The following is a 20,144-nucleotide window of genomic DNA, read 5'->3' as shown; positions in this document are numbered from 1 at the left end:
AAGGAGACGCCATGGCCAGCTGCTGCCAGACCACGACCGTCGAGGACACCACCGCGCAGGACGCGGGCTGCTGCTCGACGTCCACGGCCGCCACGGGCGCCGGCGCCGACTGCTGCACGAGCAGCAGCACCGCGCACTGAGCTCGCACCGCACCACAGGAAGGCACCACATGACCACGACCATCCGCCGCCGTCTGAGCGCGGTCGCGATCGCCGGCACCCTCGCCCTGACCCTGGCCGCCTGCTCCGACGACGCCGCGCCCGCCGGCGGTGAGTCGCCCAGCGCCGCCGAGACCACCGCCGAGCAGAGCGCGGACGCCGCCGCGCACAACGATGCCGACGTCGAGTTCGCGCAGATGATGATCGTCCATCACCAGGGCGCGATCGAGATGGCCGAGCTCGCCGTGCAGAAGGCCTCCAACGAGCAGGTGCGCGCCCTGGGCGAGCGGATCTCCGCGGCCCAGGGACCCGAGATCGAGCTGATGACCGGCTGGCTCGAGCAGTGGGGCGAGCCCACGACGCCCGAGGCGATGGACCACGGCGGCATGGACCACGGTGGCATGGACATGGAGGGCATGAGCCAGGAGGAGGTCATGGCCGAGCTGTCGGCCCTGTCCGGCGTCGACTTCGACCGCCGCTTCCTGGAGCTGATGACCGACCACCACCGCGGCGCGATCGAGATGGCCGAGACCCAGCGCGCCGAGGGGGAGAACCCCGAGGCGGTCGACCTGGCGGGCACGATCATCGACGACCAGACGATGGAGATCACCGAGATGGAGAACCTGCTGCGCGAGCTCGGCTGAGCGCCAGCAATTCCCGAACACGCGAAGGGGACCGTCCTTGGACGGTCCCCTTCGTGCATCCGCCGGCAGGGCTCACAGGCCGTCGTGGAACGTGGCCCCGCCGTCATCGGAGACGGTCAGGCCCTGCGCGGTCGCAACGACCAGGCGGACCTTCCCGTTGGCGGTGCGCCGCGCACCGACCGCGTGCGGGGCCTGGCCGAGCTCGGCGACCGTCGTCCACGTCTGTCCGGCGTCGTCGCTGCGCGCCACAACCCCGTCGGGCGTGATGCCGAACGCGGTCGTGACGTCCGCGAACGTCGCGACCTGCAGCAGCGGCGCACCGGGCACCGGTTGCCAGGTGGTGCCGGCGTCCGGTGAACGCAGCAGCCCGCTCTCGCTGGTCGCCAGGACGGTCGTGGAGTACGGGCTCGCGGTCAGTGCATGCGGCGCGGCGGGCACCGGCAGGGTGTGCCACGTCTGGCCGTCACCGGAGCGCAGCAGCTCGCGCCCGTCGAACCCGAGCACGTCCGCCCTGGCGGCCGTCAGTGCGTGGAAGTCGGACTCGCCGCCGCGGGACAGCGGCGTCCAGCTCTGCCCGCCGTCACGGGACTCGACCAGGCCGAGCGGCTCGGGCAGGTCCGCGCCCGGCCCGGGGTGCCCGGAGGCGAGGAACCGGTCCGGTGCGGCGATGGTGAAACCCATCAGGTCGATCACGGGGCCCAGGCGCTGCGGCTCACCGTCACCGAAGCGGAACAGCCCGTCGTGCGTGGCGGCGTACGTCAGGCCGTCCCACTGGCTGATCGCCACCGCATGCACGTGAGCGCTGGGCGCCGCCTGGTACGTTGCCTCGCCCTGGCGCTGCGGGTCGGCGGACTGGCCTGCCCCGCCCGGGCCGGTACAGCCGGCCGCGCCGGTCACGGCCGCCAGCGCGACGAGCGCACCGAGCTGGCGCCGCACGCGCGAAGCCACGATCCTCACCGGGGAACCTCCTTGGTCGCGCAGATCATGACACCCCATCGCGCACCCGCGCGGCCGCCACCCGGGCGGGGTCGAGGTCGACGCGGCGCAGCAGCTGGGCGTTGACCGCCACGACGATCGTGGACACCGACATCAGCACCGCCCCGACCGCGGGGGAGAGCACGAACCCGGCGAACGCCAGCACACCGGCCGCCAGCGGCACCGCGATGACGTTGTACCCGGTGGCCCACACCAGGTTCTGCCACATCTTGCGGTAGGACGCCCGGGACAAGGTGATCACCGACAGCACCCCGCGCGGGTCGTCGGAGGCCAGCACGACACCGGCGGACTCCACCGCGACGTCGGTGCCGGCACCGATCGCGATGCCCACGTCGGCGCGCGCCAGTGCCGGGGCGTCGTTCACGCCGTCGCCGACCATCGCGACGCGGTGTCCACGCTGCTGCAGGGCGGCGACCTTCGCGTCCTTGTCGGTGGGCAGGACCTGCGCGAACACCTCGTCGATGCCCAGGTCCTGGGCGACGGCGTCGGCGACCTGCTGGGCGTCGCCGGTGATCATCGCGACCCGCACGCCGCGGGCGTGCAGCGCGTCGACGGCCTGCCGGGACTCGGCTCGGACCGCGTCCTGGACCGCGACCGCGCCGAGGACCTGCCCGTCACGCACGACGTGCAGCACCGATGCACCGCGCTCGAGCCAGGGGGCCGTCGCCTCGCGCAGGTCGCGCGGCACGTCGACGGCGAGCTCGTCGAGCAGCGCCGGACCACCGACGTGCACCGCACGTCCCTCGACCAGCGCCCGCACCCCGCGACCGGGAAGGGTCCGGAAGTCCCGCGCGGGGGGCAGGTCCGCGCCCGCGGCGGCGACGATCGCGCGCGCGAGCGGGTGCTCGCTGTCGCTCTCGGCCGCGGCCGCCGTGCGCAGCAGGTCCTCGCGCTCGACCCCGGCCACCGGTGCGGCGCCCGTGAGCGTGGGGGCGCCCTGGGTCAGGGTGCCGGTCTTGTCGAACAGCACCGTATCGATGGTCCGCATCCGCTCCAGCGCGAGGCGGTTCTTGACCAGCACTCCGGCGCGCGCGGCACGCTCGGTGGAGATCGAGATCACCAGCGGGATCGCCAGCCCCAGGGCGTGGGGGCAGGCGATGACCAGGACGGTGACCGTCCGCTCGATGGCCGCCGGCACGTCACCGAGCAGCGCCCAGGTCACGAACGTCAGCACACCGGCGCCCAGCGCGAACCAGAACAGCAGTGCCGCGGCCCGGTCGGCCAGCGCCTGCGCGCGTGAACTCGACGCCTGCGCGTCGGCGACCAGCCGCTGGATGCCCGCCAGGGCGGTCTGCTCACCCACCGCGGTCACCCGCACGCGCAGCGTGCTGTCGGTGGACACGGTCCCGCCGATGACCGTGTCGCCGACCCGGCGGCGCACCGGGCGTGACTCACCGGTGACCATCGCCTCGTCCAGGTGCGCCTCGCCGTCGACGATCACCCCGTCGGCCGGCACGCGCCCGCCGGCGCGCACGAGCACGACGTCGTCGGTGCGCAGGTCGCCCAGCGCGACCTCCTCCGTGCCGGACGCGCTGATCCGCTCCGCGACGTCGGGCAGCAGCGCGGCCAGGGCGTCCAGCGCCCCGGAGGCCGCGCCGAGGGCACGCATCTCGAGCCAGTGCCCGAGCAGCATGATCACGATCAGCAGCGCCAGCTCCCACCAGAAGTCCAGCGCCATGCCAGCTCCCAGCGTGGTCGCCCACGACGCGACGAACGCGACCGTGATCGCCAGGGAGATCAGCAGCATCATCCCCGGGCGGCGCGAGCGGGCCTCGACGGCGGCGCCGGTCAGGAACGGCCACCCGCCGTAGACGAAGATGACCGTGCCCAGCACCGGGGAGATCCACATCGCCCCCGGGAAGTCGGGCACCTGGTAGCCCACGAGTTCGGCGAACATGTGGCTGAACGCCACGACCGGGACCGCCAGGACCAGGCTCAACCAGAACCGGTCGCGGAACGCGGCGATGTGATGGGCGTGGCCGGCGTTGCCGTGCCCGGCATGCTCGTGCCCGGCCTGGTGGCCGACACTGTGCCCGGCGTGCTCGTGGCCGCCCTGCCCATCATGGCCGGGGGGCGTGGCGCCGCCGTGGTGGCGCTCGCCCGTCACGTGCTCGCCGTGGCCGGAGTGCTGCGGCACCGGCTCGGTCGGCGGGGCGCCGTGCTGGTGGGTGTGGGGGTCGTCGTGCACCATCGGCCTACTCCTCTCGATACCCCTGGGGGGTATCCGCAGAACCGTCGTCCACGGCGGGGTGTTCCCGCTCATGCTGTTCTTGACCGAACCTTCATCGCCCAGAGGTGTGCGCCCGGCTCAGTCGGTCGGATCCTGCTCTCCCATGCTGCGCTGCACGACCAGGCCGGACAACAGTCGAGGGACCGGGGACTCCCCGGGCCCGCCGGCCTGCAGCCAGGTCGCGAGCTCGTCCGTGGCCGTGTCGCCGGCGAGCTGCGCGAACCACACGGGGGAGTGCTGCGGCGAACGGCGGCGCGGGCGGGCGACCACGACATCACCACGGTTGCACTAGTCCAGGCACTCGACCCACGTCACCCGGGTTAGTCCTCGCGCCTGCAGGTCCTCCAGGCGTCGGTGCTGACCGCCCGGGCGGGAATCGTCCTCCCCGAGCGTCTCCCCACAGCACAACGAGCACGCCGTCAGCGCAGGCGTGCGTGCGTGGTCAGCGTCGGATGGGTCGTGGGTCACGGCGCAGGACGCTACGACGTCCGCGGCTGTGATCAGATCTCCGAGCACCCTGGCGCCGGCTCCGGGACGCGCTCGAGCGCCGGTGGGCCGCCCAGGACCAGGGCATCTGGGCGGTGATGAAGGTTTGATCAAGATCGACGCCCGGGCGTATCGGGCACTCAGCGACGCTGCACCGCGCTCACCTGCTCGAAGACACCGCTGCGGGACCGCAGAACGCGCCGCGCGGTGCTGGACGGGTCGATGACAGCGCCCCGTCGTCTTCCTACAGTCGAGCGGGCCCGAGCTCCATCGGGTGCCGTCTGGGCGGACGCCGAGTCCTGCCACCGCCCCAGACGACCCACGAGACGACATGGCAGGAGTGGGGGAACCACCGTTCCACGGGCACCACGGTGCCCTCGGGGTGAAGCCGGCACACGCCGGCCGGGCAGCTCCCGCCCGAACCCGACAGCTCACCTCACAGGCGTCAGGAGAGCCACCCCATGCCCGCACGCCACCGTCTCGACGGCCCGCCCACCACCGCCCTGTCCGACGTGCACGACGCCGTCTCCGAGCTCGTGCCGCAGATCGGCCACCGCGCCGGCGCCGTCGCCGCATCCTCCGGGCTCGTGGTCTCCCTGTTCGCCGTCCCCGCCGCGGCCGCCCCGTCCTCCAACGGCGCCCACGTCCACAGCGTCGACTCCTCCGTGCTGGTCGCCTCCGCGCGCGAGCTGCTCGCCGCCGCGCCGATCGTGTCAGCACCGGCCACGGCGACGTTCACCATCGACGCGCCCGTCGTCACAGCCGTTGCACCGCCCCCTCCGGCGCCCGTCGTCGCCCAGCCGCAGGCCTCACCCCAGATCGAGGAAGACGAGGCCGTCGGCGCGGAGCAGGACGTCCAGGAGTCGGTGAGCGTCGAGGAGCCGATCGGCGCCCCCGCACCGGCCAGCGCGAGCGGCAACGCGATCGTCGAGATCGCCGCCAGCCTCGTCGGGACCCCCTACGTGTGGGGCGGCACGACCCCCGCCGGGTTCGACTGCTCCGGCTTCACCTCCTACGTCTACACCCAGGTCGGCATCTCCCTACCACGCACCTCCAGCGAGCAGCGCTACGCCGGCACCGTGGTCCCGCGCGACCAGGCCCAGCCCGGAGACCTCATCTGGACCCCCGGCCACATCGCGATCTACGCCGGCGGCAACCAGCAGGTCGACGCACCCGTCCCCGGCAAGACCATCCAGATCCGCGACATCTGGCAGGCCAACCCCACCTTCATCCGCGTCGGCTGACCACACCAGCGCGTGGCCTGGACGCCCAGGGGCGCGTGGCCGGGCGGATCATCGGACTGGCCGAGGCCTCGACACTGCGGACGATGGTCGACGACGTGCTGAGCGAGACCACCCCCGCACCCGCACCGACCACCCGATCCACTGCTCGAGGACCACGCACCACCCATGTCCGACATCGGCTCCCTGTTCGCCACCACCGCCTTCTCGGGCCCGGTCGTGCTCGCCGTCCTGGTCGCAGCCATCGCCGGTGTGGTCTCGTTCGCCTCGCCGTGCGTGCTGCCGCTGGTCCCTGGGTACCTGGGCTACCTCGGTGGCCTGACCGCCCAGAGCGTTCCCACCGGCGTCCCGGCACCGGACGCGGACCGCGATCGCCTCGTCCCCTCGCGTCGACGCCTGGTCCTCGGCGTCGCGCTGTTCGTCGTCGGCTTCGCGGCGGTGTTCGTGACGTTCGGCGTGCTCGCTGGCTCGCTCGGCGCCGCCCTGCTGCGCTGGCAGGACCCGATCACCAGGATCCTCGGCGGCGTGGTCATCGTGATGGGCGTCGCCTTCCTCGGCGGCCTGCCGTTCCTGCAGCGCGACCTGCGCAGCCACCGTCGGCCCCCGGCCACGCTGTGGGGCGCCCCGATCCTGGGCGTCACCTTCGGCCTCGGCTGGACGCCCTGCATCGGTCCAACCCTGGCCGCGGTCATCGCGCTGTCCCTCGAGGGCGGCTCCCCGGCGCGCGGCGCGCTGCTGTCCGGCGCGTACGCGCTCGGACTCGGGGTGCCGTTCGTCCTGGTGGCCGCCGGCGTCCAGCGCAGCAGCCGCGTGCTCGACCTGGTGCGCCGCCACCGCCTGGCCATCTCCCGCGCCGGCGGGGCGTTCCTCATCCTCATCGGCCTGGCGCTGGTCACCGGCCTGTGGAGCCGATGGACCGAGGCCCTGCAGGGCGCCATTGCGGTCTTCCAGCCGCCCGTGTGACCCGACGCGACACCTGAGGCTTGCCTTGGTCACACCATCTGGCCCTATCATCGAGTTATGGCGATGATAGAGACCGGGCGCGATGAGGTCGCGGTGGACGAGTCGCACGCGTTCGAGGCCGCGGTGTGCCTGTTCCACGGCTTCAGCGATCCCTCGCGGCTGACGATCCTGCGCCACCTGGCCCTGGGGGAGCACCGGGTGGTCGACCTGACCGAGCACCTGGGCCTGGCGCAGTCCACGGTGTCCAAGCACCTGGCGTGCCTGCGTGACTGCGGCCTGGTCAGCTCACGCCCACAGGGCCGCGCCTCGGTGTTTAGCCTCAACCACCCCGAGGCGCTGATGGACCTGCTCGCGGCCGCCGAGCGGCTGCTGGCACTGACCGGCGATGCGGTCACGCTGTGCCCGACCTTCGGCACCGCCGCGGCCGGCAGCGAGCAGGTGACGGCATGAGCGCGACCGGCGAGCTCGACGTCGTCGAGGTCGAACGCCTGACCCGCCGCGGGCTGCGCCTGGCGCAGTTCACCGTCGCGTACAACGTCGTCGAGGGTGCCGTCGCGATCACCGCCGGCCTGTTGGCCGGGCTGGTGTCGGTGGTCGGGTTCGGCGTCGACTCCGCGATCGAGTCGATCGCGGGCGTCCTGGTCGCGCTGCGCCTGTCCGCGCGGCTGCGCCACGGCGAGGCGGACGAGCGCAAGGAGCGGCTGGCGCTCAAGGCCGTCGCCGTGACGTTCTTCGTCCTGGCCGCCTACGTCACCATCGAGGGCATCCGCAGCCTGATCGACGGCGAGGCTCCCGACAGCTCGCCGCTGGCGATCGCGCTGCTCGTGGCCTCGATCATCGTCATGCCCGTGCTGGCCGCGATGAAGCGCACGGTCGGCCTGCGGCTCAGGGACAACCTGATCCTCGCCGACGCCGCCGAGACGCGGATCTGCGTGCTGCTGAGCATCTCCACCTTGGCCGGCGTCGGGCTCTACGCGCTGACCGGCGCCGCGTGGCTGGACCCGGTCGCGGCGTTCGTGATCGCGGCGTTCGCGATCCACGAAGGCAAGGAGGCCTGGGAGGGCGAGCTGGTCGAGGACGACGACGATGACGACTGAGACCGCGGCCGACCTCGCGCTGGCCTGTACCTGCTCGGGGTCGTGGCGGCGTTCGGCGTGCGGACCTGGCTGCACCGACGACGCACCGGCACCAGCGGCTACCTGGGCCTGTCCGGGGAGCCCGGATCGGCGCAGTGGTGGGGCGGGGTGCTGTTCGCGGCCGCGGTCGTGCTCGGCGCCGCCGGCCCGGCGCTCGCCGTGGCCGGCATCGGACCGCAGCCGGCCGCCCTGCCGGCAGCGCTGCGCTGGGTGGGCCTGGTCGCGGCGGTGCTCGGGTTCGCCGCGGTGCTCGGGGCGCAGTCCGCGATGGGCACCTCCTGGCGCATCGGCGTCGACCCGGGCGAGCGCACGAGCCTGGTGACCACCGGCGCGTTCGCGCTCGTGCGCAACCCGATCTTCACCGCCATGATCACCGCGCTGACCGGCGTGGGCCTGCTCGCCCCCACCCTGGTGACCGTCGCGGCCCTGGTCAGCCTCGTGCTCGCCGTCGAGCTGCAGGTCCGCGTCGTCGAGGAGCCGTACCTGCGCCAGGTTCACGGCCAGCAGTACGCCCACTACACCGCACGCGTCGGGCGGTTCGTCCCCGGGATCGGGCGGCGGCGGCAGGTGCTTGCCACCGAAGGAGAGAACGCACGATGAGCGCCGGGCACACCCACAGGCACGGCACCGCGACCGCCCAGCACCGCAAGCGCTTGGTCCTGGTGCTGGTCATCACCCTCAGCGTCGTCGGCGCCCAGGTCGTCGGCGGACTGGTCTCGGGCTCGCTGGCCCTGCTCGCCGACGCGGGGCACATGCTCACCGACGCCACCGGCGTCGCGATCGCCCTGGTCGCCAGCACCCTGGCCGCACGGCCCGCGACGAACACCCGCACCTACGGGCTGCAGCGCGCCGAGATCCTCGCCGCCCTGGCCAACGCGCTGCTGCTGGGCGGGTTGGCGATCTGGGTCATCGTCGAGGCGGTGCAACGCTGGAACGACCCACCCGAGGTCGCGACCGGACTCATGCTCACCGTCGCGGTCGCCGGCGCCGTGGCGAACCTGGCCAGCCTGCTGATCCTGCGCACCGGCCAGCACGAGAGCCTCAACGTGCGCGGCGCCTACCTCGAGGTCCTCGGTGACCTGGTCGGCTCGATCGCCGTCATCATCGCCGGCATCGTCATCGCCACCACCGGGTACACCCGCGCCGACGTCATCGCCTCCGTCGCGATCGGGGTGTTCATCATCCCGCGCGTCTGGTCCCTGCTGCGCGACGTCGTCGACGTCCTGCTCGAGGCCACACCCAAGGGCCTGGACCTCGAGCAGGTCCGCGACCACATGCGCGAGGTACCCGGCGTCGTCGACGTGCACGACCTGCACGCCTGGACGATCACCAGCGGCGTCACCGCCCTGTCGGCGCACGTCGTCGTCGACGACGAGTGCATCGACCAGGGACGCCCCGGTGCGGTCCTGGACGCGCTCGACGAGTGCCTCGGTGAACACTTCGCGATGGAGCACTGCACCCTGCAGCTCGAGCCGGTCGGCCACCGCTCGCACGAGAGCGCGCACCACGACTAAGTCCCGCCTGCGCGGCGCCGTGCGCTCAGGCGCTGAAGGTTCCCTGAAGACCGCCGCCCGATCACCGACTCCGGCGCCGCCGGCGCATAGCCTCGCAAACCCCCTTGCACACGCGGTGACCCCGCGCAGCTGTCGACCGCGCCCAGTAGAAGGGCGCGCGCCCCGGGGGAGGACGAGAGGGAACGGGTGGACGTCGGAGACATCAGCACCGTACTGATCTGGGGCGCAGCGACGACCTTCACGGTCGCGCTGATCGCGTACTCCGTCGCCCTCTCACATGTGGCCGAGGCCGCCGGACGCACCCACCGCGGCGCGGCGCCGGCGCAGCCCCATGCCGAGCCGGCCCTGGCAGGGACGGCGCCATCCAAGGGCTCTCGCCCTGCGCAGCCACGCGCGGCGCTCGCGACCTCCACCCCGGCCCCTGCCGGCGCGCCCATCAGCCCCGGCGAGGTGACACCGGTCGCAGGCGGGCGAGCGGCAGGCGTCGCGCGCTCCACGACGACGCTCGGCGCGGTGCTCCTGCTCACCGGCATCGTGCTGCGCGGCGTCGCGGCAGGCCGCTCACCGACCGCGAACATGTACGAGTTCTCCCTCATCGGCGTCGCCGTCGCGGTCGCCGTCTTCCTGGCCACCCGCCGCGCCCGTGCCATCCCCTTCGTCGGGGTGGTGGTCATGGGGCTGGCCGTGATTGCGCTCGTCCTCGCCCTCAACGCGTTCTTCGTGCGCGCCGATCAGGTCCAGCCCGCGCTGCAGAGCTACTGGCTCGTGATCCACGTCGGCGTCGCGATCGCCGCCACCGGCATCTTCACCGTCGCGTTCGCTGTCTCGGTGCTGCAGGTCCTCCAGGACGGACGCGAAACGGGCCGCTCCCGGCTGACCCGCCCCTGGAGCGTCGCCGAAGGGCTGCGCCGCCCGCTTCGGCGCTGGGCGATCACGGCCCCTGCGTGGAGCTGGCTGAGCACCGCACCCTCCGCGCAACGCCTCAAGGCGTTGTCGTTCCGGCTCAACGCCGTCGGGTTCATCTTGTGGACCTCACGCTTATCGGTGGCGCGGTGTGGGCCGAGCAAGCATGGGGCCGGTACTGGGGATGGGACCCCAAGGAAGTCGCCACGTTCGTCGCCTGGGTCGTCTACGCCGCCTACCTGCACGCCCGCACCACGCGCGGATGGATCGGGCGACGCGCCGCCTACCTGGTCTGGATCGGCTACGCCGTCGTCCTGGCCAACTTCACGCTGGTGAACCTCTTCGTCAACGGCAAGCACTCGTACTCCGGAATCTGAACGCGGCGCCCGGCATCAGCGGTCGAGACCGGTGCGCTGCACCTGCGGGCCGCGGCCGCGCCCCTTGCGGGCCTTCGCGCCCGCGACCGCCGGGGCGCCCTTCACCGCCTCGCCCGCCGGCTTGGCCTGGGCGACGTCGGCGTGCATCCGGCTCGCCACCAGCTCCCGGTCGATGCCCTTGGCTTCCAGCTCACTCGCCGTCGCGCTGCGCCGCTCCGCGCTGTCGTACGGCGAGCGGCCCTCCTCACGCGCGCCGCCGGCGCTCGTCTCGCGCTGGTCAGCGTCGGCCGTCGCGCGCGCCCGCTGGTCAGGGTCGGGCTCGTGCTCGGCGGCCGCGCGGGCCTGCTCGGCGCGTGCGTCCTCGCGGTCCGCCTGCTGCACCAGCCGGGCCGCCTCGGCGCTGTCCGCGGCCGCGCGGACGCGGTCGGCGTCGGCCTGCGCCCGATCGTGCTCGGCGCGCTCGACGGCGGCGCGGACCGCGGCCGGGTCCGCGTGCGTCTGGTTCACGTCCACGCCGTACCGGGTGCGCAGCTCGTCGCGCATCCGGCTCTCGGCGCGCACCGCCTCGGGGTCCTCCTGCGACCACGCCCGGGCCACCTGGTAGGTGTGCCCGATCTGCTCGGGGGTGGCGCGGTCCCACCAGTCCGACCGGTACACGTTGCCGAGCTCGGCACGTGCCGCGCGCTGCTCGGCCGCGAGCCGCGACCCCAGCTCGCGCGCTTCCTGCTCGCTGGTCGCCTGCGCGCGCCGCTGCGCTTCTTCGCGGGCCCGCACGATGCGCTCTCCGACCTGCGCGGCCGCCGTCACCAGCACCCGCAGCTGACCTTCGAACGCCTCCTCGATGCCGTCCGTCTCCTCCGCCATGACGTGCCCCCTTCTACCGCTCCGGGCCGCGCTCTGCGGCCCGCTGTGTGGTCTGCCGCGCGCGCGTCGGCTCGACGTCGTTCGGGATCGGCGACGTCGCCGGGGTGGCGTCGCGCGCCTGCCCGGCGCGCAGCAGGTCGAGCACCGCCTGCGCCTCGGGATCGAGCGTCACCGGGGGGCGCTCGAGGACCGCGGTCCTCGCACCGGCTGGCTGCGCGCCGGCGACGTCGACGGGCTTGGGCAGGGCGTCGCGCACACGCACCAGCCGCGCGCGGGTGTCGTGCGCGAGCAGCTGCGCGTGCCGGGTCTGCTCGGCCGCGGCGGCAGCCTCGTGGACGGCCTGGGTGAGCCGGAGCAGGGAGCGGATCATCGCCGCCTGCGCGACCGTCCCCTGCCCGCCGCGCGTGGCGCTGGCGAGCAGCATCGCGGCGCCGGAGATGGCGACCGTGCCGGCCTTCGTCGGTGGCACCGTGCGCCCGTAGGTCTGCGCCGAGCGGGACAGCGCGTCGGCGGCCGCGGCGAGGTCACCGGGGGTCTCCTCCGTCGCGTTCGACCACGCGGCGAGCGCGCCGGCGGTCTGCCGGGCGACGGTGGCCCAGGTGTCCCGGTCGTCGACCGGCACGGCGCGCAGGCGCTCGACGAGCGCGCGCAGCTCCTCGTTCTGCAGGGCCCACGCCTCGGGGTCCGGTGCGCTCGTCTCACGTCCGGGTGCGACCACGCGCCGGCCGCGCTTGGCCGCGGTCCACTCGGCCGCGGCCTGGCTCGCGCCGGTCGGGGTGTCCGGCCACCCGTCGCGCAACCGCGGCAGGGTCAGGTCCCGCGCCAGGTGACCACCGCCGTACCAGATTGGCCGTTCGCCGGCGACGGGCCGCTCGGCTACCGAGTAGCCCGTCACGACGTCGGTGCGACCGTCCGCGAACCGCGCCCGCACGAGCAGTCCGCTGCGGCGCATCCGGCGCACGAACTCGGCCTCGTCGTTGCTCGCGGTGGCCGCCGCGCGGACCTTGAGTGCGACCAGGTATCGCGGCTGGTCGGTGCGCAGCTCGGCCGCGATCCGCGCTTGCCGGTCCGCACCGGGCAGCGCCGTCCACGCCGGCGCGCTCGCGCCGCGCCGGGTCGTCGTCCGCTCGTACTTGGCCCGCGCCCGGGCGCGGGCCTGCGCCTCGCGCTCGGCCGGGTCGTAGCCACGCGTTGCGCGCTCGGCGCGCGTCGACTCCAACGGCTCCAACCCGTGCTTGACCTCCAACGCACGGGCCGCGGTCTGCGCGCGCTTGAAGTCGTTGTGCACCGACGCCTTGGTGCCGTCCTCGCGCACCAGGTTGACCACCAGGTGGATGTGGTCGTTCCCGTTCGTCGACACCCCGTGACGCACCGCGACCCACCGGCACGGCGCCTTCGTGCCCTCGGCGTCGTCGAAGTCCATCGCACGCACGAAGTCGTCCGCGATCGCGCGCCACTGCTCATCGCTCAGCGCGCCCTCCTCGGCGCGCAGCGACAGCGAGCAGTGCCACACGTGCCCCCCGGTCACCTCGACACCGGTGGCCTTCCTCGGCCGGTCCAGGTGCCGTGCGATCGCCAGGGCCCCGTCGCGGCTCAGCTCCGCGTCGTCGTGCCACGCCAGCATCGCGCCGTCGCCGGCGACCAGGTGCGGCTCGGTGTGCTCGTTCGCGCGCCCCGGACCGACCAGGTACGTCATCAGGCCGGCCATGCGGTCACCGCGCACGACGTTCGGCATCACGACAGCGACAACCCGTCGATCGCCGCATCGATGCGCTCCGCGGTGCGCCGCACCGCGCGCAGCGTCGCCTCGAGCTCGTCCTGCACCTGCCCCGTCGCGTTGGTGGCCTTGGCCATCTGGTTCACGTTGTTCGAGATGGCCGCCAGCAGCCGGTGCAGACGGAACAGCTCCGCGATCGCGTCGCGCCGCTGCGTGGGCGTCTCCGACGTCGCCGCACCCAGTGTCGACTCCACCAGCAGGCGCGGGATCGTCACGCGCTGCGCCTCAGCCAGGCGCAGCAGCATGCCCTCTTCCTCGGGCGTCACCTTCACCTTGTGGTGATGCTGGCGACCGCCCGCCACGTTCGCGCGCCGGCGACGCGCGAACAGGCGACCCGCAGGAGCGTCATCGCTCACCGTTGTCACCGCCCTTCGGCCCAGCGCAGCGACCCCGCCCTGTGCGGGGACCACACGACCAGTGTGCCCGACCTCGGCCTCGAGGTCGAGGTCACAAGCCACTTAGGGAACCTAAGTGTATAGCTTGCTCCGCCGGGGCACCGCTGAGGTTGTCATGCTGCTGTCGGCGGTGTGACCTGCACGCATCGTCGTGCAGGGGTGTTGCCGGCGCCGGACGATCCGTAGCATTCGGACATGGCAACGAACGTGACGGTGGACGAAGCAGTCGCACGAGCAACCCGCGCACAGGAGGCCCGGATCGAGTCGATCCGGACCCTCGCCGTGGCACGCCAGCACGTCGCAGACGTGCGCGAGCAGGGCGCGCGCGAACTGGCAGAGCTCCAGGCGCAGATCGCGCGCCGCGTCAGCGACGCCGAGCGTGACGACGTCCGCGCGTACCGCGCCGCGGAAGGCGCCGGCTGGACCGCCGACGAGCTGCGCAAGATCGGCTTCGACGCACCGGACAAGGTCCGACGCACGCAACGACGAGCATCCCGCCGCGGCGCTGCGACTCCCGCGTCCGACAACGGCACCACGCACGGTGCTGGCGCGCGTCCGGACACCGGTCCGGCCACCTCGGGGGACGGTGGCGCGGCATGAGCGAGTCACCCGTCGAGCAGCGCCTCGACGAGCACCTGGCGGCCACCGCGGACACGCCGGCGGACCGGCCCGCGGTGACCGTCGACGTCGTGCGCACCACCCGTCGCGTTCCCCTCGACCTGTCCGGACACGACGACAGCGAGGCGTCGTCGTGAGCGACAGCGACCCGCTCGAGCGGTACGTCGCCCTCCTGCCCTACACCGTGGGCTACGAGCTCAGCGACGAGCACGTGGTCGTCGTCGCGCTCGACGCGCAGCTGGTGCCCGGACCGGTCATGCCGGCCACCTGGCCACACGGCACGGACACCCGCACGGCGGCCGAGGCGATCGCCGCCGAGGTCGTCCCACCGGCGCGCACCTACGAGGCGTCCACGCTGCTCGTCATCGGGTACGGCAAGGACGGACCCGAGCGCGCCCAGGCGGTGGCCGACGCCACCCTCGCCACGGCCGACCTCGGCGTCCCGCTCCTGGTCCACGTCGACCGTGACACCGTGGCCGTGTCCCGGCCGGGCGAGGCGTGGACACCGGCGCGGCCGCTGCCCGACGTCGCGGCGGTGGCGGTCCTGCAAGGCCTGCAGGCACCCGCCGCATCACGAGCAGAACTCGCTGCGCGCATGACACCGGACACCGAGCCGGCGTTCGCTCCGCTCACCGAGCAAGCCGCGCGCGGCGCGCGCGACCTCGAGCCGTCGCTGCGCGCCGACGCGGCACGCCGAGCACTCGACCTACTCGCCGCACCCGGCCCGTCCGGCCCGCAGCACACCACCGCCATGAGCACGATCGCGGCGATGGTCGCCGACTCCCGACCCGTGCGCGACGCCGTGCTGCTGCACGCCGCCGGCGACGCGGCCCGCGTGGACGCGCTCGTACGCACCTACCGGGCCGCCCCGCTCGAACTGCGCTCGGCCACCGCCGCTGCGGCCGGCGCCGCGCTGTTCTTCAACGGCCAGCACACCGCCCTCGTCAACGCCGTGCTGCAGCACGTCAACCCCGCCGCTCCCGAGCACCGGCTCGCCGAGCTCGTGCGCGCCAGCGCACGCACCGGCGCCGACCCGCGACACCTCCGCACGATCCTGCTGCCGACGGCCGAAGACGGGCTCGCCAAGGCCGATGTCCAGTGGCACAGCGACCGCGCGAGCAGCATGCGGTCGGCGTCCTTCCCGCACACACCCAGCGCCGCGCGTGCGCCCTCGACCGGCGCCTTCGCACCTGCCCGCAAGGCGACGGGCGGCCGCGAACTTGACGGCCCCGAACGCTAGTCGCGCCGCCCTGCCTCGGCGATGAACCGCACGGCCGTGTAGGAGTAGCTTTCGCGCGCCTCCTGGCCGTTCCCCGCGCGAACGACGAATCGGAACTGCGCTGGGCCCACGAGCATGTCGTCCTGCCCGCCGCTCTTCTGCTCGACGGCCCGGGCAGCGGGCAACGCGTCGACGATCCAGGTCGCGCTCGAGTGGGCGTCGAGCCGGTGCGGCAGGTCCGGGCCGTGAGCGTCACGGACGTGCGCCAGCGGTCGACGGCCCTCGGGGTGCGTGACGTGGAATCCCTCGATGGTGACGGCTGCCCGGCCAGAGTTCACAACCGTGAGCTCCACGGGCACACCGCGCGGGAAGGGGGTGGGCGCCGAGTCCGCGATTCGGTACGAGTGCAGGCGCAGGCGCGGTCCGCCCGCGCGGTACGCGAGTGCGGCGACAAGGAGCGACCCGGCGGACAGGAGCAGTGCCGCGTAACTCACCCAAGCAGGAGCGCCTGACATGGAGGCGAGGCTAGGGCAGGTGGAACGCAGACGGCACAGCTCGCCGTGCGCAGCATCGTCACTCGCACCCGTCCGAGGGGGCGCCCGAGCCGTCACCTCCCGCCCCCCCTGCCCACCTGTGGACGGCCCGAGCCCAACCGCTCCGCGGCTCCGGCCGCCCACAGGTGGACAGCGGGACCCGGCGGACCGTCCGCACACGGGCCGCACCCTCGCCTCCCGTACGCATCTCACGTAGGGCGCGCGCGGCCCGTGCACGGCCTCCTTGCGGTGCACGCACCACTACGACCCGCGCGCCGCGGCCGGGGTGCCCGCTGGCCCCAATCCGTGGTGACCCGCCGCCCGGCCTGGTCGGCTCGATGCCGACCAGGCCGGGCACGCACGCCATCACTCGGGAGCGTCTGCCGGCGGGATCACCTCTGCCTCGACGTCGGACAGGTCGTAGCCCCAGGCGCGCAGCGCGGTGAAGTAGGCCCCGACGTGCGCGGAGGGGTGCCGCCAGGTGTGCACGCCCGTGTTCTGCTCGATCGCTGCGAGCACGACCACGAGGGCGATCATCTGCGCGCGCGGGCCGCTGGCCTTGGCCACGGCGCCGGCGAACACCTCGTCCGTGGCGTAGTACCCGGCCGGGGCGTCCGGCAGGCCGAGCAGCGTGCGTGCCAGCGGGTTCCCCCGCTCGCGCGTCGCCTTGTCGAGGTCGGCCACGCTCGACAGTCGGGTGAGCGCCACGGCGAGGAACGCGGCGGCGTCCGACGGTGCGCTCTTGCGCTTGGCGAACGCGGCCAGCCACTGCCGGCGCACCGTCTCGGCGGACCGCCACGCCTTGTTGTTCTCGATGACCCGACGACGCTCGGCCCGCTCGGCCTCCTTGGCCGCGGCCGCCTCCTCGTCGCTGACCGCAGCCGCGCCACCACCGAAGCGCCGCACGTGGCCGTGGTCCTGCGGTGCGGTGCACCCGTGGACCACGACCAGCGTGCCGTCCCACGTCGAGGCCACGCGCGCGCCGCGTCCCGGGCAGGTCGCGTGCTCCTCCTCGCTCAGCGCGGCGCCGTCCTGCCCCGCCAGGTCGTACAGCTCGGTCAGGTCCCCGCGGCCCTCGACGACGGTGATGCCCTGACCGGTCAGGTCCTCCACGAGCGCCGCGCGCGCGGCCGCACGCTCGCGCTCGTCGCGAGCGCGCTGCGCCACGTGCGCGAACTGGCCGGGCTGCTTGACCGCGGCGACGGTCAGCGCCTTGACCGTCTCGGGGTCGTCCTCGAACTCGGCCACGACCGCGGCCTGGTCCAGCGTCAGGCCGTACCGCTCGGTGGCCGCGCTGGCGATCTGCGACGAGCGCACCGTCAGGGCCGCCGTCACGTGCGCCTTCTTGGCGTGGGTGCGCTTGGCGATCTGCGCGGCCGACAGGCCGAGCAGCGCCAGCTGCTCGAACACCGCCGCGTCGTCCGCCGTCGACAGGCCGCGGCGGTGGTGGTTCTCGCTCCACTGCTCGACGAGCCGCTGCGCCTGGTCGTCGTCGCCCTCGACGACCAGTGCCGGGATCGTCTCCCGCCCGGCCTCGATGGCGCCCAGGGTGCGACGCTGCCCGGCCCGCACGCGCAGCCCTTCGGGCGTGCGGTGCACCAGGACCGGCGTCAGGACGCCCAGGTCCCGGATCGACGCGACGAACTCCGCGTCCAGGGCGGCGTCCGTGCGCACGTTCTTCTCGACCAGCAGGGTGCGCGGGTCGACGTCGACCACGGTGGGCGTGGACGGGGTGGCGTTGGTGGTCATGTGGTTCTCCTGGTCGTGTCGGTCGGCCGGTGAGCGCCCGTGTCTTTCGGGCCTCACCGGCAGGCGCGAGGTAGCGACCCGGAGCAGAGGCTCCGACCAAGCCGGCCCCCGCCGCCCCGACCTGCCCAACCCGGCCACCCTTGGTGCGGAGCACCGTCCCGGACCACCACCCGGGGCGGCGGCGGGGGCCGGCTTGGTGGGAGGCGCAGGGGTGCTACCGGCCCGGCGAGACGCGGAAGCGACCCGGCCACCCCGACAGCTGCGCGCGGCGCGCAGCGCCCAGCAGGTAGCCGGGCCGCGCAGCGGCCCGACCCCTCGGGGGCCCTTGGCCGAGCAGACTCCACCCGGGCCCCGTGGCCGGTTGTCCACCACCGCGGCTGCGCGCCGATGAGACACCGGTGACCGGTGCCCTACGTTGGGCGGCGAGCATCCGGCATTTCGGGCCGTGCAGCGGCCCCTCGAGCGAAGGTGGAGTGATCGCGTGCTGGACGAACGACACCACGGCGCGTACGCGGCCGCCCGTACGAACCTGGCCGCCCTCACACGGTCCACCGACGACACGAACCCCGCCTGGGTGCGCTACGTCGACCTGATGACCGCCCTCGAGCAGCTGCACGCACCCGAGGACCTGGCCGAAGCCGGCGACGCCGGCGCCGGCCCTCGCGCCGGGTACTACCAGGCCACGCGCCGCGCGCTCGAGGAACTGCGCGACGGTGGCTACGTCGACGCGCTCGAGGTGGGCCTGCTGATCGGCAACCTCGACCAGGTGTGGGAGGGCGACCCGCAGGCCGACGACCTCGGCGCCCGCTCATGACCTACGCCCAGACCGCCACGGCGCTGCGCACCGCGCTCAGCGACCTGCTGGTCGACGCCGACGTGCCACGTGCCCGTACCCAACGCCCGTTGACGGCCGAGGAGAGCCGGCTGGTGCAGGCCTACCGCGCCTCGGTGCTCACCTGGATCAACCGCACCACCCAGGCCGTCGTGCCCGACGACGTCGCACGCGCCGACGTCCGGTGGGGTCCCGCGCGGCACTTCGCGGACCACCTCAACCGCATCGCCGTGGCGACGACGACCCTCACGCCCGCGGCCTCGACGCTCGACCTCGGGACGATGAACCCGAACCCCACCGTCGAGTCCTGGCGACAGGCCGCGGTCGCCGCGACCATCGGCCTGGACCGCGAGTTCGACGCCGTCGCGCGTCTTCCCCAGCTACATCCCCGCACGCCCGGGCGCCCCGACATCACCGGCACGTCCCCCGGCCGCAACTACGCCGAGCGGCTGCGCGTGGTCGACGACAACGCCGCCCTGACCAACGCGCTCATCCTGCTCGACGTGCGCATCGGGGGCCGCCCCGGCTGGCACCGCCTCGGCGGTGCCAGGAATCTGAGCGGCCGCCGCGAGGTCAGCACCGACGGGCTGCTCAACGCACTCGAGCTGTGCCGGCGCTGGACCCGCGCGCACGACCTGCCCACCACCGTCGACGAGCGCGGCCACCGTGCCGCCCCCGAGGTGACCCCTGGGCCCGTCCGCCCCGGCATGCCCGGTGTCCTGGCCGCCCTGCGCAACACCGCCGCACGGCTCGACGCGCGGCCCAACGGTGAGGCGATGCGCCTGCTCGTGCGATCGCAGGCAGCGCTCACCCACGACCTCGCGCGCATCACCGGCGACGACCCGGCACTCGGCACGCGCCGTGCGCGGTACCGCCAGCTCGTCGAGGCCACCACCAACCTCGGCGGGAAGCTCGGCGGACCTGCCCTCGCGCTGCTCGACTCCGAGCAAGCCCGGGCGCTGCTCGTCGACGTCACGGCCGTGACCCCCGCCGAGCGAGACCAGGCCCTCGACGTGCTGCACGCGATCGACCACAAGATCGCCACACACGTACGCGCCGGCGCCACCGACGCGACCTACCTGGTCGCCCACGGCCGCGAGCTCGCGATGCCCGGGCCCGGTGGCGTCCGCCGGGCCGTGCAGCAGTGGGCCCGCATCGACGCGACCACGGCGCCAGTGCTCCTGCCCGCCGCTCGAGCTCTGCTCGAGACGACGCCCGTCAGCTCGACCGCTGGCGACGCCGTACCCGGGCAGTCGCGTGCCGACCTCGACCGCGCCGTCACCGCGGCAACGCCCGACCGCACCGCCTCGACGAGCTCCCTGCTCGGTCCCCCCGCGCGCGACACGCTCACCCGCGCCGACCTGGCTCGACTACGTGCGGCGTCGTTCCCCTCGCCGGCCGTCGAGGCCGCCACCCACGACTACCTCCTGCGGCGCCCACAGCGCAGCGGCGGGGTCCCGACGAACAAGGGCAAGGGCAAGGAACCGCCGGCCCGCTGAGCCGCCGGGC

At 73.9% G+C, this 20,144-nt stretch carries 21 protein-coding genes, 1 pseudogene and 1 riboswitch; of the genes and pseudogenes, 14 read left to right on the top strand and 8 right to left on the bottom strand.

Annotated elements, in window-relative coordinates; genetic code table 11:
• Window positions 1–11: 11 nt before the first annotated feature.
• Window positions 12–140, top strand: a complete 129-nt coding sequence (locus AB6N23_RS02045; RefSeq protein ID WP_412864269.1) for a hypothetical protein — start codon at window positions 12–14, stop codon at window positions 138–140.
• A 29-nt stretch (window positions 141–169) separates the two neighbouring features.
• A complete protein-coding gene (locus AB6N23_RS02040; RefSeq protein ID WP_412864267.1) occupies window positions 170–802 on the top strand; it encodes a DUF305 domain-containing protein in 633 nt (210 codons plus the stop codon).
• Window positions 803–874: 72 nt separating this feature from the next.
• Here AB6N23_RS02040 and AB6N23_RS02035 read toward each other — a convergent pair whose 3' ends face one another.
• The 3 genes from AB6N23_RS02035 to AB6N23_RS02025 form a co-directional block, all read right to left on the bottom strand.
• A complete protein-coding gene (locus tag AB6N23_RS02035) occupies window positions 875–1,759 on the bottom strand; it encodes a F510_1955 family glycosylhydrolase (RefSeq protein WP_412864265.1) in 885 nt (294 codons plus the stop codon).
• 25 nt (window positions 1,760–1,784) lie between these two features.
• Window positions 1,785–3,989 (bottom strand): copper-translocating P-type ATPase, encoded by a 2,205-nt coding sequence (locus tag AB6N23_RS02030; protein WP_412864263.1) that lies wholly within the window; start codon window positions 3,987–3,989, stop codon window positions 1,785–1,787.
• A 117-nt stretch (window positions 3,990–4,106) separates the two neighbouring features.
• On the bottom strand, window positions 4,107–4,298 hold the full coding sequence (locus tag AB6N23_RS02025; protein WP_412864261.1) for a hypothetical protein: 192 nt from the start codon (window positions 4,296–4,298) through the stop codon (window positions 4,107–4,109).
• A 506-nt stretch (window positions 4,299–4,804) separates the two neighbouring features.
• Window positions 4,805–4,968, top strand: a riboswitch (cyclic di-AMP (ydaO/yuaA leader).
• 7 nt (window positions 4,969–4,975) lie between these two features.
• Here AB6N23_RS02025 and AB6N23_RS02020 point away from each other — a divergent pair.
• The 7 genes and pseudogenes from AB6N23_RS02020 (at window position 4,976) to ccsB (ending at window position 10,648) form a co-directional block, all read left to right on the top strand.
• Window positions 4,976–5,758 carry a C40 family peptidase gene (locus tag AB6N23_RS02020; protein ID WP_412864259.1) on the top strand — a complete coding sequence of 261 codons (783 nt, stop codon included), beginning with the start codon at window positions 4,976–4,978 and terminating at the stop codon, window positions 5,756–5,758.
• A gap of 165 nt (window positions 5,759–5,923) precedes the next feature.
• On the top strand, window positions 5,924–6,718 hold the full coding sequence (locus AB6N23_RS02015) for a cytochrome c biogenesis CcdA family protein (RefSeq protein WP_412864257.1): 795 nt from the start codon (window positions 5,924–5,926) through the stop codon (window positions 6,716–6,718).
• A gap of 63 nt (window positions 6,719–6,781) precedes the next feature.
• Complete coding sequence (locus AB6N23_RS02010; protein ID WP_412864288.1) at window positions 6,782–7,168, top strand: ArsR/SmtB family transcription factor; 387 nt, start codon at window positions 6,782–6,784, stop codon at window positions 7,166–7,168.
• The gene (locus tag AB6N23_RS02005; protein WP_412864255.1) at window positions 7,165–7,815 is read left to right on the top strand and encodes a cation diffusion facilitator family transporter; all 651 of its coding nucleotides are present in this window, start codon (window positions 7,165–7,167) and stop codon (window positions 7,813–7,815) included. Before AB6N23_RS02010 ends, AB6N23_RS02005 begins: the two co-directional genes overlap by 4 nt.
• Before the next feature lie 42 nt (window positions 7,816–7,857).
• Window positions 7,858–8,454 carry a methyltransferase family protein gene (locus AB6N23_RS02000; RefSeq protein WP_412864253.1) on the top strand — a complete coding sequence of 199 codons (597 nt, stop codon included), beginning with the start codon at window positions 7,858–7,860 and terminating at the stop codon, window positions 8,452–8,454.
• Window positions 8,451–9,368, top strand: a complete 918-nt coding sequence (locus AB6N23_RS01995) for a cation diffusion facilitator family transporter (RefSeq protein ID WP_412864251.1) — start codon at window positions 8,451–8,453, stop codon at window positions 9,366–9,368. Before AB6N23_RS02000 ends, AB6N23_RS01995 begins: the two co-directional genes overlap by 4 nt.
• Before the next feature lie 576 nt (window positions 9,369–9,944).
• Window positions 9,945–10,648 (top strand): annotated as a pseudogene (gene ccsB / locus AB6N23_RS01990) (c-type cytochrome biogenesis protein CcsB).
• A gap of 15 nt (window positions 10,649–10,663) precedes the next feature.
• Here the strand turns inward: ccsB and AB6N23_RS01985 are convergent.
• The 3 genes from AB6N23_RS01985 to AB6N23_RS01975 are packed head-to-tail and all read right to left on the bottom strand — an operon-like array spanning window position 10,664 to window position 13,747.
• Window positions 10,664–11,512 carry a hypothetical protein gene (locus tag AB6N23_RS01985; protein WP_412864249.1) on the bottom strand — a complete coding sequence of 283 codons (849 nt, stop codon included), beginning with the start codon at window positions 11,510–11,512 and terminating at the stop codon, window positions 10,664–10,666.
• 13 nt (window positions 11,513–11,525) lie between these two features.
• Window positions 11,526–13,250, bottom strand: coding sequence for a relaxase/mobilization nuclease domain-containing protein (locus AB6N23_RS01980; RefSeq protein ID WP_412864247.1), 1,725 nt, complete (start codon window positions 13,248–13,250; stop codon window positions 11,526–11,528).
• Window positions 13,247–13,747, bottom strand: coding sequence for a MobC family plasmid mobilization relaxosome protein (locus AB6N23_RS01975; protein WP_412864245.1), 501 nt, complete (start codon window positions 13,745–13,747; stop codon window positions 13,247–13,249). The genes AB6N23_RS01980 and AB6N23_RS01975 overlap by 4 nt, the downstream gene beginning before the upstream one ends.
• 132 nt (window positions 13,748–13,879) lie before the next feature.
• On the opposite strand from AB6N23_RS01975, the gene AB6N23_RS01970 reads away from it, so the two are divergent.
• From AB6N23_RS01970 to AB6N23_RS01960, 3 genes are read left to right on the top strand one after another with little or no spacing between them, the layout of a single operon-like run.
• Window positions 13,880–14,284 (top strand): hypothetical protein, encoded by a 405-nt coding sequence (locus AB6N23_RS01970; RefSeq protein WP_412864243.1) that lies wholly within the window; start codon window positions 13,880–13,882, stop codon window positions 14,282–14,284.
• On the top strand, window positions 14,281–14,439 hold the full coding sequence (locus tag AB6N23_RS01965; protein WP_412864241.1) for a hypothetical protein: 159 nt from the start codon (window positions 14,281–14,283) through the stop codon (window positions 14,437–14,439). Before AB6N23_RS01970 ends, AB6N23_RS01965 begins: the two co-directional genes overlap by 4 nt.
• Entirely contained in the window at window positions 14,436–15,542 is a 1,107-nt protein-coding gene (locus AB6N23_RS01960) for a DUF4192 family protein (RefSeq protein ID WP_412864239.1), read from the top strand. Before AB6N23_RS01965 ends, AB6N23_RS01960 begins: the two co-directional genes overlap by 4 nt.
• On the opposite strand, the gene AB6N23_RS01955 is transcribed toward AB6N23_RS01960, so the two are convergent.
• Complete coding sequence (locus AB6N23_RS01955) at window positions 15,539–16,015, bottom strand: hypothetical protein (RefSeq protein WP_412864237.1); 477 nt, start codon at window positions 16,013–16,015, stop codon at window positions 15,539–15,541. The genes AB6N23_RS01960 and AB6N23_RS01955 overlap by 4 nt on opposite strands.
• A 405-nt stretch (window positions 16,016–16,420) precedes the next feature.
• Window positions 16,421–17,803, bottom strand: a complete 1,383-nt coding sequence (locus AB6N23_RS01950) for a ParB/RepB/Spo0J family partition protein (protein WP_412864235.1) — start codon at window positions 17,801–17,803, stop codon at window positions 16,421–16,423.
• Window positions 17,804–18,284: 481 nt separating this feature from the next.
• Here AB6N23_RS01950 and AB6N23_RS01945 point away from each other — a divergent pair, with 481 nt between their 5' ends.
• Window positions 18,285–18,617: a hypothetical protein gene (locus AB6N23_RS01945; RefSeq protein WP_412864233.1), complete on the top strand. Its 333-nt coding sequence runs from the start codon at window positions 18,285–18,287 to the stop codon at window positions 18,615–18,617.
• The gene (locus AB6N23_RS01940) at window positions 18,614–20,134 is read left to right on the top strand and encodes a hypothetical protein (protein ID WP_412864231.1); all 1,521 of its coding nucleotides are present in this window, start codon (window positions 18,614–18,616) and stop codon (window positions 20,132–20,134) included. Before AB6N23_RS01945 ends, AB6N23_RS01940 begins: the two co-directional genes overlap by 4 nt.
• Window positions 20,135–20,144 lie beyond the last annotated feature (10 nt).

It is taken from the genome of Cellulomonas pasadenensis, from assembly GCF_047229365.1.
In the GTDB taxonomy this organism is placed as follows: Bacteria; Actinomycetota; Actinomycetes; order Actinomycetales; family Cellulomonadaceae; genus Cellulomonas.
Note: the sequence above shows the minus strand (reverse complement) of the source record. Positions and strands in the feature narration are given on the sequence as shown.

Coding starts and splice junctions, on each gene's coding strand:
- AB6N23_RS01950 (WP_412864235.1), bottom strand. CDS start 17,803: ATGACCACCAACGCCACCCCGTCCACGCCCACCGTGGTCGACGTCGAC.
- AB6N23_RS02045 (WP_412864269.1), top strand. CDS start 12: ATGGCCAGCTGCTGCCAGACCACGACCGTCGAGGACACCACCGCGCAG.
- AB6N23_RS01965 (WP_412864241.1), top strand. CDS start 14,281: ATGAGCGAGTCACCCGTCGAGCAGCGCCTCGACGAGCACCTGGCGGCC.
- AB6N23_RS02005 (WP_412864255.1), top strand. CDS start 7,165: ATGAGCGCGACCGGCGAGCTCGACGTCGTCGAGGTCGAACGCCTGACC.
- AB6N23_RS02040 (WP_412864267.1), top strand. CDS start 170: ATGACCACGACCATCCGCCGCCGTCTGAGCGCGGTCGCGATCGCCGGC.
- AB6N23_RS01985 (WP_412864249.1), bottom strand. CDS start 11,512: ATGGCGGAGGAGACGGACGGCATCGAGGAGGCGTTCGAAGGTCAGCTG.
- AB6N23_RS01995 (WP_412864251.1), top strand. CDS start 8,451: ATGAGCGCCGGGCACACCCACAGGCACGGCACCGCGACCGCCCAGCAC.
- AB6N23_RS02010 (WP_412864288.1), top strand. CDS start 6,782: ATGATAGAGACCGGGCGCGATGAGGTCGCGGTGGACGAGTCGCACGCG.
- AB6N23_RS01940 (WP_412864231.1), top strand. CDS start 18,614: ATGACCTACGCCCAGACCGCCACGGCGCTGCGCACCGCGCTCAGCGAC.
- AB6N23_RS02020 (WP_412864259.1), top strand. CDS start 4,976: ATGCCCGCACGCCACCGTCTCGACGGCCCGCCCACCACCGCCCTGTCC.
- AB6N23_RS02015 (WP_412864257.1), top strand. CDS start 5,924: ATGTCCGACATCGGCTCCCTGTTCGCCACCACCGCCTTCTCGGGCCCG.
- AB6N23_RS02030 (WP_412864263.1), bottom strand. CDS start 3,989: ATGGTGCACGACGACCCCCACACCCACCAGCACGGCGCCCCGCCGACC.
- AB6N23_RS01970 (WP_412864243.1), top strand. CDS start 13,880: ATGGCAACGAACGTGACGGTGGACGAAGCAGTCGCACGAGCAACCCGC.